Raw genomic sequence first — 15,744 nt, 5'->3', positions numbered from 1 at the left:
AGCGCGTGAGCGCGTAATCCGACGACACCCGTAACGCCAACAATGTGTCGGATTACGCGCGGCATTGCCGCGCTAATCCGACCTACAAGTAATACGCCGTCTTGGTCATGACCTTCCCCATCAGGCCCATCAACGCCTTCACGGGCGCAGGCGTATCGATGGCGCCCAGGCGCTGGGCGGCGGCGCCGTGTTCCACCTCGTCGATGGCCATCTGCTTGACGATGGCGCGCGACTTGGCGTCTTGCGGCGGCAATTCCTGCAGGTGGCTGGCCAGGTGCGCTTCCACCTGGCGTTCCGTTTCCACCACAAAACCCAGGCTGCGGCCGTCGCCCATGCGCGCGGCGATGGTGCCCAGCGCAAACGAACCCGCATACCACAGGGGATTGAGCAGGCTCAGACGCGAGCCCAGCTCCGTCAGGCGCTGCGCCGTCCAGGCCAGGTGGTCTTCCTCTTCGCGCCCCGCCTCGTCGAACTGGGCGCGGATGGCCGGGCTGTGCGCATAGCGCGCCTGCGAGTTGTACAAGGCTTGCGCGCACACTTCGCCCACATGGTTGACGCGCATCAAGCCGGCGCTGTGACGCTGCTCGGCCGGGCTCAGCTCCGCATCGGGCGCATGCGCGGCCGGCGTGGGGCGCGAGGCCGAAGCCACGCCCGCGATGACGCGCAAGGCCTTGTCGGCGCCAACAATCAAACGATCCAGGGGGTCAAAATGGCGGTTCGCGGTCATCGTGGGCTATTCATGTAAGGGAAAACATGAATTATAGGACGATCAGGGCCAGCCGTCCCCACGCCGCGCGCGGGCCGAACGGGGCTTTATTGACCTGTGCGCGCTTTTTCCTGCTCGATCCAGTCCACCACGGGGCCGACGGCATCGAGCCCGGACAGGCTTTTCGCCACGCCCAGGTTCAGTGAAATCAGAAAAGAAATGCTGTCGACGGGAATGTCCGGGCAGTATTCGGCAAACGCGGCGCGAAAACGCTCCGATTGCAGCACGCGCAAGACTTTCTCGCCGCTCATGAATTGCAGCACGCTGGCGATGCTGTGCCCGCCACCTAGCGAGTGGTAAATAAAACGGTTGTACTTCGCGTCGATCTGCTTGAAATCGAGGGTTTCCTCCGTCATCAGTCCGGCCAGATAGTACAGTCCCAGGCTGACGCGGAAGAAACCGATGGCTTCGGCACTGGTCATGCCGGCGCGCGCCACGGCCAATACCTTGTCCTGCATCGCCTGATCGATCGTTTGCATTGCGCTCTCCCGCGCCGTCCGCCGGCGCCCACCGGGCCAGCTTGCATGAAGATGCTGTTTTTTTCAATAGACCAAACGATATTTCCACCTTGCAAGTTACATTTTTTGCATGCTACTCTCGTTGTTCACCGTTGAATGGATGAAGCACATGATAGAGGTCAAGCACCTGGCAAAACGTTTCCGCATGCCGCCCCACAAGGGCAAGGGCGTGCACGTGAGCGATCCGCGCGAACATGAGGGCTGGTTCCACGCCGTGCGCGACGTCAGTTTCAGCTGCGCCCCCGGCGAAGTGCTGGGCTTGCTGGGTCCGAATGGCGCCGGCAAGACGACCACCCTGCGCCTGCTGTCGACGGCCTTGCAGGCGGACGCGGGCAGCGCCCTCGTCAATGGCGTCGACGTGCTGCGCCAGCCGCTGGTGGCGCGCCAGAGCATCGGTTTCCTGTCCGGTTCGACGGGCTTGTACGGCCGCCTGACGGCGCGCGAAAACGTGGAATACTTTGGCCGCCTGCATGGCATGCCGGCCGACAAGCTGAAACGCCGCTGCGATGAACTGTTTGCCCTGCTGCACATGGAGGAATACGGCGGCAAGCGGGCCGATCAATTGTCGACGGGCATGAAACAGAAGTGCGCGATCGCCCGCACCGTCGTGCACGAGCCGCAAGTGGTCATCCTCGACGAGCCGACCACGGGCCTGGACGTGATGTCGGCCAAGATCCTGCTCGACTTCATCGCCAGCTACAAGGCGCTGCGCGTGCCGCTGATCTTTTCCACGCACCACCTGCACGAGGTGGAAAAGCTGTGCGACCGCGTCTGCATCATCAACCGCGGCACCACCGCCTTCCATGGCACGGTCGACGAACTGCGCCACATGGGCGGCAGTACCGATCTGTACGACGCCTTTGTCAGCGTCATCAACCAGGGAGCCTGAGCCATGTGGACCATTTATCTGAAAGAGTTGCTGGAACTCACGCGCGACCGCAAGACGCTGATTTTCACCATCCTCATCCCCATCTTTGCCATGCCGCTGATCTTTGGCGGCTTCGCTTATGTTTCCAGCAATATGTTCAAGAACGCGAAAACGGCGGAACTGCGCTACGCGCTGTTCGGCAAGGACCATTCGCCGGGCCTGAGCGCGCGGTTTGCGCAGCAGCACAACCTGCGCGAAGTACCGCTGGCCAGCGAGGCGGACATCCGCCGCGCCATCGGCGACGATACCATCAAGTTTGCCGTCGTCATCCCGCCGCATTTTGAACAAGCGCTGAAGCAGCAGGCGCAAGCCAAGGTGACCCTGCACTACAACAGCGCCAGCTCGGTGGACGTGACGCACCAGCGCGTGCGCGAAATCGTCGACGCCTACAACGCCAGCCTGCGCGAAGGAGCCTTGTCCGCCCTGAACCTGAGCCCTGCCCAGCTGGCCTATGCGCTCAATCCCATCGTGCTCGACAAGCAATCGACGGCCAACGAGCGCGAACAGATGGGCGCCATCATCGGCGGCATGGTGCCGTATCTGCTGCTGATGGTGTGCCTGACGGCGGCCATGTATCCGGCCATCGACCTGGGCGCCGGCGAAAAGGAACGGGGCACGCTGGAAACCCTGCTGCTGGCGCCCGTGCCGCGCAGCGCCATCGTGCTGGCCAAGTTCCTCGTGCTGTTTACGGTGGGCATGACCTCCGCCGTGCTGATGGTGGGCAGCATGGGCGTCCTGCTGGCCATCTTCGGCAGCTCGCTGGAAGGCCACATGGCCATCCTCGTGCACAGCATCGGCTTGCCCGACCTGGCCATGGTGACCCTGATGCTGGTGCCGACGGCCGCCATCTTCGCCTCGCTGCTGCTGTCGATCTCGATCTACGCGAAGAGCTACAAGGAGGCGGCCGGCATGATCACGCCGCTAATGCTGTTTGTCATCCTGCCCACGGTGACGGCCATGCTGCCCGGCGTCGAGCTGAACTGGATGTGGGCCATGGTGCCGCTGACGAACGTGTCGCTGGCCATGAAGGAACTGGTGAAAGGCACCATGGATTACCGCATGTTCGGCGTGATCCTGGCCTCGACGACGGTGATCGCCGGCGCGCTGCTGATGCTGTGCCGCTGGTGGTTTAACCGGGAATCGGTTTTGTTCCGTAACTGACACTCTCGTGGCGCGGCCGACAAGACCAGGACCGGCCCGCCATCCGCCCTCGCCAACTGCACTCTGGGCATGCGAAAATGCCGTGTATCGCATGCAACTGCCCAGTACGTCCTAAATTCAATACAATGCCAGCATAGAGAAGTCCCGTCACATGGGATTGCAACAGCATGAGCAAGGAGTTGTATGGAATTGCAGATTCGCAAATTGTCGAAGACCTACGCGAATGGCGTGGTGGCGCTGGACAACGTTTCGCTGACGATACCGCCCGGGATGTTCGGCTTGCTGGGCCCGAATGGCGCCGGCAAGTCGACCCTGATGCGCACCCTGGCCACCTTGCAGGAATGCGATTCCGGCTCCATCTTCTTCGGCGACTACGACGTACTCGACGACAAGGACGAAATCCGCCGCATGCTGGGCTACCTGCCGCAAGACTTCGGCCTGTACCCGAAAGTGACAGCCTACGAGCTGCTCGACCACTTCGCCATGTTAAAAGGCTTGTCGCAGCGGGCGCGCCGGCGCGAAGTCGTCGATGGGCTATTGCAGCAAACCAATCTGTTCGACGTGCGCCACCAGCGCCTGGGCGGCTTTTCCGGCGGCATGCGCCAGCGCTTCGGCATCGCGCAAGCCCTGCTGGGCGACCCGAAACTGATCATCGTCGACGAGCCGACGGCCGGCCTCGACCCGCAGGAGAGAGTCCGCTTCCACAATCTGCTGTCCGACATCGGCGAAGACAAGACGGTGATCCTGTCGACCCATATCGTGTCCGACGTGGCCGACCTGTGCGCCAACATGGCCATCATCAACAAGGGCCATTTGCTGCTGTGCGGCAAGACCCAGGAACTGATCGATGAAGTCAGCTGCAAGATCTGGGCGCGCTTCGTCGAAAAGAAAGAACTGGCCAGCTTCCAGCAGCGCCACGCCGTCATTTCCACGCGCTTGCTGTCGGGCCGCACCCTGATCCACGTCTACAGCGACGACGACCCGGGCGACGGCTTTGAGGAAGCCATCGGCGACCTGGAAGACCTGTATTTCGCCACCATTGCCGGGCGCCACCGCGTCGCCCCGCAATGCGACTGAGGGGGCGGCCATGTTTGCCATCGCCCGCTTTGAAGCGCGACAGCGGCTCAAGCTGCTGTCCACCTGGGTGTATTTCGCCATGTTCCTGGCGCTGGCCATGCTGTGGATGGCGGCCGCCGGCGGCGTCTTCAAGGAAGCGAGCATCAGTTTCGGCGGCAAGTTCCTGATCAACGCCCCCCGTTCGCTGGCGTTCACGTGCAGCGTGCTGGGCTGCTTCGGCGCCGTGGTGGTGGCCGCCATGATGGGCCGCTCGGTGCAGCAGGATTTCGAGTACGGCATGCAGCATTTCTTCTTCAGCGCGCCGATCAAAAAGTACCAGTACGTCTTCGGCCGCTTCCTCGGCGCCTACCTGGTGCTGGCGGTGGTGTTTTCCAGCATCGTGATCGGTGCCTGGCTGGGCGCCTGGCTGCCCGGCATCGATCCCGAACGGCTGGGGCCGCAACGGGCGCTGGCCTACCTGATGCCCTACGTCTTTACCCTGCTGCCCAACCTGTTCATCTTCGGCGCCATCTTCTTCGTCATCGCGGCCCTGACGCGGCGCATGCTGCCCGTGTACATCAGCTCGGTGGTCATGCTGATAGGCTACCTGGTGGCGCCGTCGCTGGCGCGCGACCTCGACTACAAGACCCTGGCGGCCCTGATCGACCCTTTCGGCACCACGGCGCTGATACGCCTGACGGAATACTGGCCGAACGCGGAACGCAACACGCGCCTGGTGACCCTGGAAGGCGTGTACCTGCTGAACCGCGCCATCTGGTCCGGCTTCGCCCTCGTGGCCTTGCTGCTCGGCTACTGGCGCTTCCAGTTCCACGCGACGACGGACGCGGGCGCCACCCGGCGCCGCAGCGAGGGCGAGGCGCCGCAGCGCTTGTCGAACGCTTCGCTGTCCACGCAGGAAACGCCGGACTTCGCGCAACGCAACCTGGCCGCCCTGCTCCTCAAGATGAGCTGGCTGAACCTGCGCGAGACCATCAAGAACATCTATTTCGTCGTCATCGTGCTGGCCGGCGTGCTGACCATGTATGCGGGCGCGCTGGACATGGGTTCCATGTACGGCACGAATACCTATCCCGTGACGGAAAAGGTGCTGGACATGGTCAGCGCCTCGTTCGCCCTGTTCATGCTGATCATTACCACCTTCTACGCGGGCGAGCTGGTGTGGCGCGAACGGGAAGCGGGCACGTATCTGATGCTCGACGCCCTGCCCGTGCCGAACTGGCTGCCCCTGCTGTCGAAACTTTGTGCGCTGGTCGGCCTGCAAGCCTTGCTAAGCCTGGTCATCATGCTGTGCGGCATGTCGATTCAGGTCTTCAAGGGCTATTACCGCCTCGACCCCGGCCTGTACGTGGAATCGCTGTTCCTGTCGCACCTGCCCTACTATGCGCTGGTCGCCGTGCTGGCCATCTTCGTGCAGGTGCTGATCAATCAGAAATACCTGGCGTATTTCGCCATGATTCTGTACCACATCGCCAGCATCAGCTTTTCCTCGCTGGGCCTGGGCGACCCGCTGCTGCTGTACGGCAGCACGCCGGAGGTCGTGTATTCGGCCATGAACGGCGCCGGCCACTTTGTATTGCGCGAGCGCTGGTACTTGCTGTACTGGAGCGGCGCGGCCGTCATGCTGACGGTGCTGTCGCTGCTGTTCTGGCCCCGCGGCGCGCAGGACAGCTGGCGCATCCGCCTGCGCCTGGCGCGCCATGGCCTCACGCATGGCGTGCTGGCCAGCTTTGCCGTCGGCGCCCTGATCTTCGTCGGCGCCGGCGGCGTGCTGTTTTACGTGTTCCACGTGGCCAACGATTACCAGTCCGAATTTTCCCGCGATGCGGACCGCGCCAGCATCGAGCGCCAGTACCGCAAGTTTGCCGCCACGCCGCAGCCGAGAATCACCGACGTGAAACTCGACGTGGCCATCTACCCGGCGCAGCGCACCCTGGCCGTCACGGGCCGCTATCTGCTGCAAAACAAGACCAGCCTGCCGATCAGCCACATTTTTGTGCAACAAGACCCGACGGCCACCATGCGCCTGCGTTTCGATACGCGCGTGCATCCCGGCCTCGATGACGGCAAGCTGGGCTTTTACAGCTACCGCCTGGCCGCGCCGCTGGCGCCGGGCGCCACCCTGGGCCTCGATTTCGACATCCGCTACGCGCCGCGCGGCATCTTCGGCCTGGGCCAGGACACGCCCGTGGTGGCCAACGGCACTTTCTTCACGAATGCCGTGCTGCCGCACATCGGTTACCAGCCGCAGCTGGAATTGACGGACCCGCGCGACCGCAAGAAACACGGCTTGCCCGCGCGCGAACGGGCCTTGCCGCGCGACGATGCGAAGGGATTGGCCGACAATTACGTCAGCAACGACGCCGACCGCATCAACTTTGACGCCACCGTCAGCACCGTCGACGGCCAGACGGCCATCGCGCCGGGCATGCTGGACAACGACTGGATCGCCAAGGGCCGCCATTACTTCCATTACACGATGGACCAGCCTATCCTGAACTTCTACGCGTTCCAGTCGGCCCGCTACGCCGTCAAGCACGAGCGCTGGCAAGACGTGGCCATCGACGTGTATTACCATCCTGGCCATGAATACAACCTCGAGCGTTTCGTGCGCGGCAGCAAGGAAGCGCTCGAGTACTACACGAAGAACTTCGGCCCCTACCAGCACAAGATCCTGCGCATCGTCGAATTCCCCCGCTACGCCACGTTTGCGCAATCGTTCCCGAACACGATACCGTACTCGGAAGGCCTGGGTTTTATTGCCAAGGTGGACGACAAGAACCCGAAGGACATCGACTATCCGTTCTACATCACGGCGCATGAAGTGGCGCACCAGTGGTGGGCGCATCAACTGGTGGGCGGCAATACGCGGGGCGCCACCGTGCTCAGCGAAACCCTGGCCGAATATTCGGCCCTGATGGTGATGAAGAAGACCGTGGGACCGGCCAAGATGCGCCGTTTCCTGCGCTATGACCTGAATCAATACCTGATGGGGCGTAGCGAGGAACGCAAGAAGGAATTGCCGCTGGCCGAGAATGAAAACCAGGCCTACATCCACTATCACAAGGGCAGCCTGGCCATGTACTTGCTGCAAGACATCATCGGCGAGGACAAGGTCAACGGCGTGCTGCGCGAGCTGCTCAAGACCTACGGCCAGAAAGGCCCGCCGTATGCGAGCGTGACGGCGCTGGTCCAGGGCTTGCGCCAGGTCACGCCGCCCGAGCAGGCTTACCTGATCGACGACCTGTTCGAGAAAATCGTGCTGTTCGACAACCGCGCCCTGTCGGCCACGGCCAAGAAACGCAGCGATGGCAAGTACGCCGTCACCATCAAGGTGCAGGCAAGCAAATTGACGGCCGGCGAACAGGGCGAGGAACACGACGCGCCGCTGCATGACTGGATCGAGATCGGCGTCGACGACGCGAATGGCCATCCGCTGCTGCGCGAACGCCTGCGCATGACGGCCCGTGAAGCGAGCTACACCGTCATCGTCGGCAGCCGCCCCGGCAAGGCGGGCATCGATCCTGACAACAAGCTGATCGACCGCAAGCCCGATGACAATATGGTCACCGTCGAGCTCGACGAGCCATGACGAAAAATGGCCGCCCGTTGATGGGCGGCCATTTTTTTGCGTGTCACACGGGAATCAGGCTGCGGCGCAGCGCGTCACCAGGCTCAGGCTGATGCCCATTTCCGTCAGGTGCTGCATGTCGGCCAGGCTCAAGTCGAGCGGCGCGTCGACCGTGTCGTCGCCATTCAGCTCCAGTTGCAGCTCGGCCACGATGCGCGGCATGGTGAACGTCACGCCGCGCGAACGGCATTCGGCCAGGTAGCTGCGTATGCGCGAGGGCAACACTTGCGATTTGGGCGCTTGCGCGATCAGCACGTCGAAGCCGGAATCGAGATGCACGCGATTCGCGCCCTTCGCCTCGCCCTTGCGCCATTGCCGCTCCGGATCGGTAGGCAAGACTTCGAGGATGGATTTGAGCGTGGGGTCGTCCCCATGCACGCACAGCTTCGCCATATTCATATTGCAAGACTTTCTAGTCAGGACGCCGCCAGGAAGGCGGCGCGATCATCAGACCGACAAGTCTACGCATGGAAGGCAAATATGTCCATACGGCAATATTTGGCATCGAGCTCTAATAAGCTCTCATTTGTGCTGCATCAAACAGGCGGAACCAGCTTATTCCGCCTGCCACACACAATTACAGTGCCACGCCGCGGGCCTGCAAGGCGGCCCGCACGCCGGCGCCGTAGGCTGGGTCGGCCTGGTCGAAGTGAGCGAGCTGACGCTGCAAGGTTTCCGGCCGCACCTGACTCAGGGGGCCGGCCAGGTTGTCGAACAGGTTTTGCCTGGCCTGGGCCGACATCAAGCGAAACAGATTGCCGGCCTGCGTGTAATCGTCTTCCACGCCGCGCCCATCGTAGCGGGCCGCGCCGCCAGCCAGCGCCAGCGCCCCTTCGCCATGGCCCAGCCCTTGCGGCTGCGTGCCTGCCGCCGCCACGTTCGCGTAGTTCTGCGCAGAACTGCCGTTGTGGATGGCCATGCCGCCATCGCGTTGCTGGTTATGGAAGGGGCAGCGGGCCGCATTCACGGGCAAATGCTGGTGGTTCGTGCCGACGCGGTACAGCTGGGCATCGTGGTAGGCGAACAAGCGGCCTTGCAGCATCTTGTCCGGCGAGTATCCCATGCCGGGCACGGCGTTGGCCGGCGAAAAGGCGGCCTGCTCGACTTCCGCGTGGTAATTGTCCGGATTGCGGTTCAGCTCGAAAATACCGACGGGCAACAGCGGGAAATCCGCGTGCGGCCACACCTTCGTCAGGTCGAACGGGTTCCAGCCCGTACGCTGCTCCCATGCATCGAGCTGCTCCTGCGTCGCCACCTGCAGCTTGACTTCCCACTGGGGGAAATCGCCGCGTTCGATGGCGCCGAACAGGTCGCGCTGGGCGTAGTCGGGATCGGCACCGGCCAGGCGGCCCGCCTCCGCCGCAGGCAAATTCCTGATGCCCTGGCGCGTCTTGAAATGCCATTTCACGTACACGCGCTGGCCGTCCGAATTGATCAGGCTATACGTGTGGCTGCCGAAGCCATCCATGTGGCGGTAGCCGTCCGGCGTGCCGCGGTCCGAGAACAGCATGGTGACCTGGTGCAGGCTTTCCGGCGCATGGCTCCAGAAGTCGAACATCATCTCGGCCGATTTCAGATTGCTTTGCGGATCGCGCTTTTGCGTGTGGACGAAATCGGGGAACTTGATCGGGTCCTTGATGAAGAACATCGGCGTGTTGTTGCCGACCAGGTCCCAGTTACCCTCTTCCGTATAGAAACGCACGGCGAAGCCGCGCGGGTCGCGTTCCGTATCCGCACTGCCGCGTTCGCCGCCGACGGTGGAGAAACGGGCGAAGGTGGCCGTCTGCTTGCCCACTTCACTGAACAGCTTGGCCTTGGTATAGCGCGAAATGTCGTGCGTGACGGTAAAGGTGCCGTAAGCGCCCGAGCCTTTGGCGTGCACGACGCGCTCGGGGATGCGCTCGCGGTTGAAATGCTGGAGTTTTTCAATCAGATGGAAGTCTTGCAGCAGCAGCGGGCCGCGGGGGCCGGCGCTGATGGAATTCTGGTTGTCGGCGACGGGGATGCCCGAGGCGGTACTGAATGGCGGCTGTTGGCTCATGACTGCTTTTCCTTCGTTATTGACTGATGAAACCTAGTGTAACGAGGTCAACAACAAAGGAAAAGCTAATTGATTTTATCGAACCGATAGTTATTTACAATGCGCAGCCGTGAGCGTCGCACACGCCACCGAGTTCCGCCTGCAACTTCGCCGGCTGGCCCAGGAAGCCGCCGATATCGATCACGGACAGCTTGCCGCTACCATCGTCGAGCACGAACGTGGGAAAGCCCTGCCCGCCCACCTGCGCCAGCAGGGCCCGGCTGGCGTCGATGTGCTGTTGCGTGGCGGCGCCCGCCTGCCGGGCATATTCCGCCCCGAATGCGGCCCCGTCCATGCCCAGCTCTTGCGCCAAGGACAGCAGCACGGGCACGTCGGCGATGCGCAAGCCGTCCACGTAATGGGCGCGCTGCACGCGCTGCAGCATGTCCAGGCCCTTGCCGGCCAGCGATTCAGCCGCCAGGATGGCCGTGATCGGCGGTTCGGAATCCATCATGGCCGTCGTATCGTTCAGCAAGCCATTGATATAGGCGTCGCCGAAGGGCTGGCCCGACATTTGCTCGATGCGCCGGTCATGCGGCAGCACATAGCCGCGCCAGGCGGGCGTGATCTGGCGGCGATTACTGCCCGTCATCATGCCGCCGCCGTGGAACGCCACCGTCAGGCCGGGCACGGCGCGCGCCGCCTCGACCAGCGGCGCCGCGCCGTAGCACCAGCCGCACAGGGGGTCGAAAATGTAGTGCAATGTGGGCATGCCGGCCTTGCCGCTTACCATTGCATTTCACCCTTTGCCACCTTGGCGCTCGTTTCTAAAGCGCCATCGAGGCCGAGTTGCGGGTAGTGCTGTTTCATGGCGGCGATCAGGGCGGCCGAGTTGGCGGCCTTGGCCGTTTCCGCTTCAAACGTCACCAGGTAGTCGCGCGTAAAGCCGATGCTGTCGGGTGTCAGGGGCGAACCGACCTTGAAGTGGCCAGGCACGACGGTAACGGGCTGCAGCGCCGCGATGCCGTCGAGGGTCTTGAGCCAGTCCTGGCGCGATTCCAGGCTTTGCGTATCGGCCGTCCAGACGTGCAAGTTACCAAACAGCACCACGCCGCCGACGACGGCCTTGATCGATGGAATCCACACATAGGTGCGCGCTGGCGTCGGGCCGGCGATATCGAGCGACTGGCCTTCCAGGCTGATGCGCTTGCCTTTCAATGCTTCGGGAATGACGATGCCGTGCGGCGCATTGTCCTTCAGGATCGGACCCCAGTAGGCGACCTTGGCGTCAGCCTTGCGGCGGATCTCGGCCACCGTTTCCGGCGTGGCAACGATCTTTGCCTGCGGGAACGCCGCCTTGATCACGTCCAGGCCAAAGTAAAAATCGGGATCGCTGTGGCTGATATAGACCGTCGTCAGTTTCTTGCCGCTGGCGCGGATCTTCTCCACCAGCTTTTGCGCTTCGGCGCGCGAAAACTGCGCATCGATCAGCACGGCGTCATGCTTGCCCGCCACCAGCACGGAAGCGACGGGGAAAATCGCCGCTTCGCCCGGGTTGAAGACTTCCAGGCTCAAGGGAGCGCTGGCGGCGGCAGAAGCGGCGCCGGCGGCAAACAGGGTGGAAACAAGAACGCTGCTGATGGATTTGGAGAACATGATCTGCCTTCACAAAATGATTGGGATGACGGCATCTTACGTTGCTTGATTCGGTAGAAAAACCCTTTAAATCGCAATAGTTTGTTGCTTATTTCGATGCAATCTACCGATGGCGGGCACGGTACGGCGTATTTTTCCGGCGTAGACGTGCGCGAAAGCCACGCCGCTGCGGCGGTGTGGCGCCGTCACAAAACATGTCACAGCGTCATGAGGGTGTCACATTGGATTGCTATCTTGCTAGCTCTTTCAAACCTAGCCGGATGAACCACATGACACGCAGAAAAATTTCCGTCGCTGGCTGCAGCGTCGCCATCACCCTGATGCTGGCCGCCTGCGGCAGCGATGCAAAAAAAGAAGAGGTAGTGGCTGAAGCGCCGCCGAAAAACGTCATCTTCTTCCTCGGCGATGGCATGGGCCTGACCACCATGACGGCCGCGCGCATCTATTCGGTGGGCGAAGACGGTTCGCTGACCATGGACACCCTGCCGGAAACGGCCTTCGTCAAGACGTTCTCGAACGACGCGCAAGTGACCGACAGCGCGCCATCGATGGCCGCCTACATGACCGGCGTCAAGATGAACAATGAAGTCATCTCGATGTCGGCCAACACGGTCGCCATCGATCCGGGCACGGATGCGAACGGCAACAAGCTGGTCAACAAATGCGGCACCGGCAACGGCACGCCCGCCACCACCTTGCTGGAACTGGCCAAGGCCAAGGGCTTTGCCGCCGGCGTCGTCAGCACGGCGCGCGTGACGCACGCCACGCCGGCCGCGACCTACGCGCACATCTGCCACCGCGATCTGGAAAACGATATCGCCGCGGCCCTGGTGCCAGGCGGCACGGGCTACAACAGCGCGCTGGGCACCACCGGCCTGGAAGTGGTCCTCGGTGGCGGCGCGCAATTCTTTACGCCATTCAAGAGCGGCGGCAAGCGTTCCGACGACCGCGACCTGGTGGCCGAACTGAAAGCGAAGAGCTACACGGTCGCCAACAACGCCACCGACTTCAAGGCCGTCGATCCGGCCAAAACGGACCGCCTGTTCGGCGTGTTCACTTCCAGCCACATGAGCTACGACCTGGACCGCGATGCGGCCAAGGAGCCTAGCCTGGCGGAAATGACCACCAAGGCCATGGACGTGCTGGCCAAGAACAAGAAGGGTTACTTCCTGATGGTCGAAGGCGGCCGCATCGACCATGCGCTGCACGAAACGACCGCCAAGAAGGCGCTGCAAGACACGGTCGCGTTCGACAACGCCATCAAGGCCGCCATCGAAAAAGCCAAGCTCACCGATCCGACCCTGGCCAATACCCTGATCGTCGTCACGGCCGACCATGACCATACTCTGGTGCTGAACGGCTACGCCAAGCGCACGGGCAAGACGGCTGCCGGCAACCCTGGCGTGCTGGGCGTGGTGAAGAACTACGTCACCGGCGCGGTCGAGAAAGACCTGGACGGCGCACCGTATTCGATCATCGGCTTCGGCAATGGCGAAAACCGCACGCAATCGAGCCGCGCCGCCATGGCCAGCCTCGATGAAACCGTCACCAGCGCCAATACCTATCACCAGGAAGCGGTGATCCGCACCACGGCAGGCAATGAAACCCACGGCGGCACCGACGTCTTCCTGGGCGCCATCGGCAAGGGTTCGGAAACCTTCCTGGGCACCATCGACAACACCAAAGTATTCGGCCTGGTCAAGACCGCCGGCGGTCTGTAATCCCCAAGAGACAAGAATTGGACAAGCACATGAAACTCGCATTGAAACCCGCCCTGAAACTCTCCTTGCTGACCACGCTCGTGGCCGCCAGCGTCGCCAGCGCCTACGCCGCCGACGCGAAGAACGTCATCTTCTTCCTCGGCGACGGCATGGGCCCGTCCGTCGTGACGGCGTCGCGCATCTACAAATACGGCGAAGACGGCAGCCTGACCATGGATACGCTGGAACGCACGGCGCGCATCAAGACGTTCTCGAACGATGCGCAAACGACGGACAGCGCGCCATCGATGGCCGCCTACATGACCGGCGTCAAGATGAACAATGAAGTCATCTCGATGGCGCAGGACACGATCGCCAAGGAACCGAGCCGCGATGCCAACGGCAACCTGGGCGTGGACAATTGCCCGGCCGGCGGCAAGACCGTGCCGACCATCCTGGAACTGGCGAAAGCCAAGGGCAAGGCCGTGGGCGCCATCACCACCACGGAACTGACGCACGCCACGCCGGCGACGACGTTCTCGCACATCTGCAACCGCAATGCGCAATACGCGATCGCCGCGCAAACGGCGCCAGGCGGCGCCGGCTACAACGCAGCCCTCGGCGATGGCGTCGACGTGCTGATGGGTGGCGGCCGCAACCACTTCACGCCTTGGTCGACGAGCAACAAGTACGGCCGCGCCGATGGCCGCAACCTGCTGACGGAATTTGCCGCCAAGGGCTACACCGTGGCCGCGACGAAAGCGGAAATGGCGGCAGCGCCGAGCGGCAAGAAATTCATCGGCCTGTACAGCACCCGCAGCCACCTCGAATATGAACTGGACCGCACGGCCACGCCGCCGCTGGGCGAAGGCGCGACCCAGCCTAGCCTGTCGGAAATGACGCTGAAAGCCATCGACTTGCTGTCGAAAAACACGAACGGCTACTTCCTGATGGTCGAAGGCGGCCGCATCGACCACGCCTTGCACGGCATCAATGCCAAGCGCGCGCTGACGGACACCATCGCCTTCGACGACGCCATCAAGGCGGCCATCGCCAAGATCAAGGAAACCGACCCGACCCTGGCCAATACCCTGATCGTCGTCACGGCCGACCATGACCACACGCTGGCCTTCAACGGCTACGGCAAGCGCGGCAACAATATCCTCGACATCAACCGCGGCTACAAGGATAACCAGCCAAGCAAGGATGCCGATGGCAATACCTACACCACCCTGGTCTTCGGCAACGGCCCGAACCGCCCTGACCTGCGCAGCAACGTCGACAGCGCCACGGCGCTGAAAGACAACTACCTGCAAGAAACAGGCGTGCGCCTGGCCAGCGAAACCCATGGCGGCGGCGACGTCAAGCTGCTGGCCACGGGCGCCGGCGCGAAGACCTTCAAGGGCACCCTGGACAACACCAAGGTGTTTGATTTGCTGAAGGCGGCCTTCGGCTTCTGATCCACATCAACACGGCAACCCCACCGGGGCGGATGGCGTATGCCCTCCGCCCCTCTGCACGTAAAGGCACCACCATGAAATCGTCCCTGATCGCCGTCCTCCTCGCCGCCGGCTTTGCCGCCAGCGCCCAAGCCACCCCCACCGCTGCTGCTCCTGCCGACCTGGACCTGGGCATCACCTATTACAGCCGCGTCCTGACGCCGGAAGGCGTGACGCGCGAAAGCCGCTACGAAGAGAAGATGCTGCGCCGCCCCGGCCACGTGTGGGTCGAGCGCGTGCTGGCGCCGTCGACGGACGCGCATGCGGGCCACAAGCATGGCGACAACACCAAGGTGGCCCTGAAAACGTCGACTGCGGCCACGCAGCATGAACACAAGCATTTCAATCCCGTGCTGATTCCGCGCCACGTGATGCTGGAAAAGAACACCGTGCGCGTGGAATACATCGATGCGCACGACAAGATCGTCGTCTCGATTCCCAAGGCCGAATACGAAAACGTCAATTTCGACGGCTCCTGGGAAAACAGTTTTTATCTGCTGGACCCGAAACTGGTGGCCGCCATGCCGCTGTCGAAACAGGCATCGAACGTGACGGGCGCGCGCTGGCGCGAAGTGGAAAAGAACGGCGTGTTCCAGCGCATCCTGTGGGATGAACAAAAGCAGATTCCCCTGATCATCGAAAGCGGCGACCGCGCGAATACCTTCTATCGCCGGGTCGACGTCAAGCTGCAGCCGACCGTCAGCAAGGCGCAGCCATGGGCAAATCTGCAGAATTACGCGCAGCGCGAGTACTCCGACTACCTGGACTAAGCCAGCCTCGGGACATAAAAA

13 protein-coding genes are annotated in these 15,744 nt (G+C 62.6%); 7 read left to right on the top strand and 6 right to left on the bottom strand.

Annotated elements, in window-relative coordinates; translation table 11 throughout:
* Positions 1–82 precede the first annotated feature (82 nt).
* Positions 83–727, bottom strand: coding sequence for a 2-polyprenyl-3-methyl-6-methoxy-1,4-benzoquinone monooxygenase (coq7, locus tag AC3RCG_RS04905; RefSeq protein ID WP_070222718.1), 645 nt, complete (start codon positions 725–727; stop codon positions 83–85).
* 86 nt (positions 728–813) lie between these two features.
* Positions 814–1,245: a hypothetical protein gene (locus tag AC3RCG_RS04900; RefSeq protein ID WP_121668442.1), complete on the bottom strand. Its 432-nt coding sequence runs from the start codon at positions 1,243–1,245 to the stop codon at positions 814–816.
* A 148-nt stretch (positions 1,246–1,393) separates the two neighbouring features.
* Here AC3RCG_RS04900 and AC3RCG_RS04895 point away from each other — a divergent pair, with 148 nt between their 5' ends.
* From AC3RCG_RS04895 to AC3RCG_RS04880, 4 genes are all read left to right on the top strand, one after another.
* Positions 1,394–2,173: an ABC transporter ATP-binding protein gene (locus AC3RCG_RS04895; RefSeq protein WP_492403497.1), complete on the top strand. Its 780-nt coding sequence runs from the start codon at positions 1,394–1,396 to the stop codon at positions 2,171–2,173.
* Between the two features lie 3 nt (positions 2,174–2,176).
* Entirely contained in the window at positions 2,177–3,373 is a 1,197-nt protein-coding gene (locus tag AC3RCG_RS04890) for an ABC transporter permease (protein WP_070222724.1), read from the top strand.
* A gap of 183 nt (positions 3,374–3,556) precedes the next feature.
* Positions 3,557–4,450, top strand: a complete 894-nt coding sequence (locus AC3RCG_RS04885; RefSeq protein WP_070222726.1) for an ABC transporter ATP-binding protein — start codon at positions 3,557–3,559, stop codon at positions 4,448–4,450.
* Between the two features lie 10 nt (positions 4,451–4,460).
* Positions 4,461–8,039 carry an ABC transporter permease/M1 family aminopeptidase gene (locus tag AC3RCG_RS04880; protein ID WP_492403500.1) on the top strand — a complete coding sequence of 1,193 codons (3,579 nt, stop codon included), beginning with the start codon at positions 4,461–4,463 and terminating at the stop codon, positions 8,037–8,039.
* Positions 8,040–8,093: 54 nt separating this feature from the next.
* On the opposite strand, the gene AC3RCG_RS04875 is transcribed toward AC3RCG_RS04880, so the two are convergent.
* The 4 genes from AC3RCG_RS04875 to AC3RCG_RS04860 form a co-directional block, all read right to left on the bottom strand.
* Entirely contained in the window at positions 8,094–8,477 is a 384-nt protein-coding gene (locus AC3RCG_RS04875; protein WP_070222728.1) for a hypothetical protein, read from the bottom strand.
* 178 nt (positions 8,478–8,655) lie between these two features.
* On the bottom strand, positions 8,656–10,119 hold the full coding sequence (locus AC3RCG_RS04870; protein WP_492403503.1) for a catalase: 1,464 nt from the start codon (positions 10,117–10,119) through the stop codon (positions 8,656–8,658).
* Between the two features lie 94 nt (positions 10,120–10,213).
* A complete protein-coding gene (locus AC3RCG_RS04865; RefSeq protein WP_492403505.1) occupies positions 10,214–10,870 on the bottom strand; it encodes a DsbA family protein in 657 nt (218 codons plus the stop codon).
* A 14-nt stretch (positions 10,871–10,884) separates the two neighbouring features.
* Positions 10,885–11,754, bottom strand: coding sequence for an MBL fold metallo-hydrolase (locus tag AC3RCG_RS04860; protein WP_492403507.1), 870 nt, complete (start codon positions 11,752–11,754; stop codon positions 10,885–10,887).
* A gap of 269 nt (positions 11,755–12,023) precedes the next feature.
* On the opposite strand from AC3RCG_RS04860, the gene AC3RCG_RS04855 reads away from it, so the two are divergent.
* The 3 genes from AC3RCG_RS04855 (at position 12,024) to AC3RCG_RS04845 (ending at position 15,723) form a co-directional block, all read left to right on the top strand.
* Positions 12,024–13,475 (top strand): alkaline phosphatase, encoded by a 1,452-nt coding sequence (locus AC3RCG_RS04855; RefSeq protein WP_099409856.1) that lies wholly within the window; start codon positions 12,024–12,026, stop codon positions 13,473–13,475.
* Between the two features lie 29 nt (positions 13,476–13,504).
* Positions 13,505–14,914: an alkaline phosphatase gene (locus tag AC3RCG_RS04850; protein ID WP_071653824.1), complete on the top strand. Its 1,410-nt coding sequence runs from the start codon at positions 13,505–13,507 to the stop codon at positions 14,912–14,914.
* A gap of 74 nt (positions 14,915–14,988) precedes the next feature.
* The gene (locus AC3RCG_RS04845) at positions 14,989–15,723 is read left to right on the top strand and encodes a hypothetical protein (RefSeq protein WP_492403509.1); all 735 of its coding nucleotides are present in this window, start codon (positions 14,989–14,991) and stop codon (positions 15,721–15,723) included.
* Positions 15,724–15,744: the final 21 nt, after the last annotated feature.

This window comes from Janthinobacterium sp. GW823-FHT01H08 (assembly GCF_058797855.1).
Note: the sequence above shows the minus strand (reverse complement) of the source record. Positions and strands in the feature narration are given on the sequence as shown.

Bases quoted from the DNA above. Each gene is read 5' to 3' on its own strand.
- AC3RCG_RS04900 (WP_121668442.1), bottom strand. From the start codon at position 1,245: ATGCAAACGATCGATCAGGCGATGCAGGACAAGGTATTGGCCGTGGCG.
- AC3RCG_RS04845 (WP_492403509.1), top strand. From the start codon at position 14,989: ATGAAATCGTCCCTGATCGCCGTCCTCCTCGCCGCCGGCTTTGCCGCC.
- AC3RCG_RS04875 (WP_070222728.1), bottom strand. From the start codon at position 8,477: ATGAATATGGCGAAGCTGTGCGTGCATGGGGACGACCCCACGCTCAAA.
- AC3RCG_RS04850 (WP_071653824.1), top strand. From the start codon at position 13,505: ATGAAACTCGCATTGAAACCCGCCCTGAAACTCTCCTTGCTGACCACG.
- AC3RCG_RS04860 (WP_492403507.1), bottom strand. From the start codon at position 11,754: ATGTTCTCCAAATCCATCAGCAGCGTTCTTGTTTCCACCCTGTTTGCC.
- AC3RCG_RS04890 (WP_070222724.1), top strand. From the start codon at position 2,177: ATGTGGACCATTTATCTGAAAGAGTTGCTGGAACTCACGCGCGACCGC.
- AC3RCG_RS04880 (WP_492403500.1), top strand. From the start codon at position 4,461: ATGTTTGCCATCGCCCGCTTTGAAGCGCGACAGCGGCTCAAGCTGCTG.
- AC3RCG_RS04865 (WP_492403505.1), bottom strand. From the start codon at position 10,870: ATGCCCACATTGCACTACATTTTCGACCCCCTGTGCGGCTGGTGCTAC.
- AC3RCG_RS04885 (WP_070222726.1), top strand. From the start codon at position 3,557: ATGGAATTGCAGATTCGCAAATTGTCGAAGACCTACGCGAATGGCGTG.
- AC3RCG_RS04855 (WP_099409856.1), top strand. From the start codon at position 12,024: ATGACACGCAGAAAAATTTCCGTCGCTGGCTGCAGCGTCGCCATCACC.
- coq7 (WP_070222718.1), bottom strand. From the start codon at position 727: ATGACCGCGAACCGCCATTTTGACCCCCTGGATCGTTTGATTGTTGGC.
- AC3RCG_RS04870 (WP_492403503.1), bottom strand. From the start codon at position 10,119: ATGAGCCAACAGCCGCCATTCAGTACCGCCTCGGGCATCCCCGTCGCC.
- AC3RCG_RS04895 (WP_492403497.1), top strand. From the start codon at position 1,394: ATGATAGAGGTCAAGCACCTGGCAAAACGTTTCCGCATGCCGCCCCAC.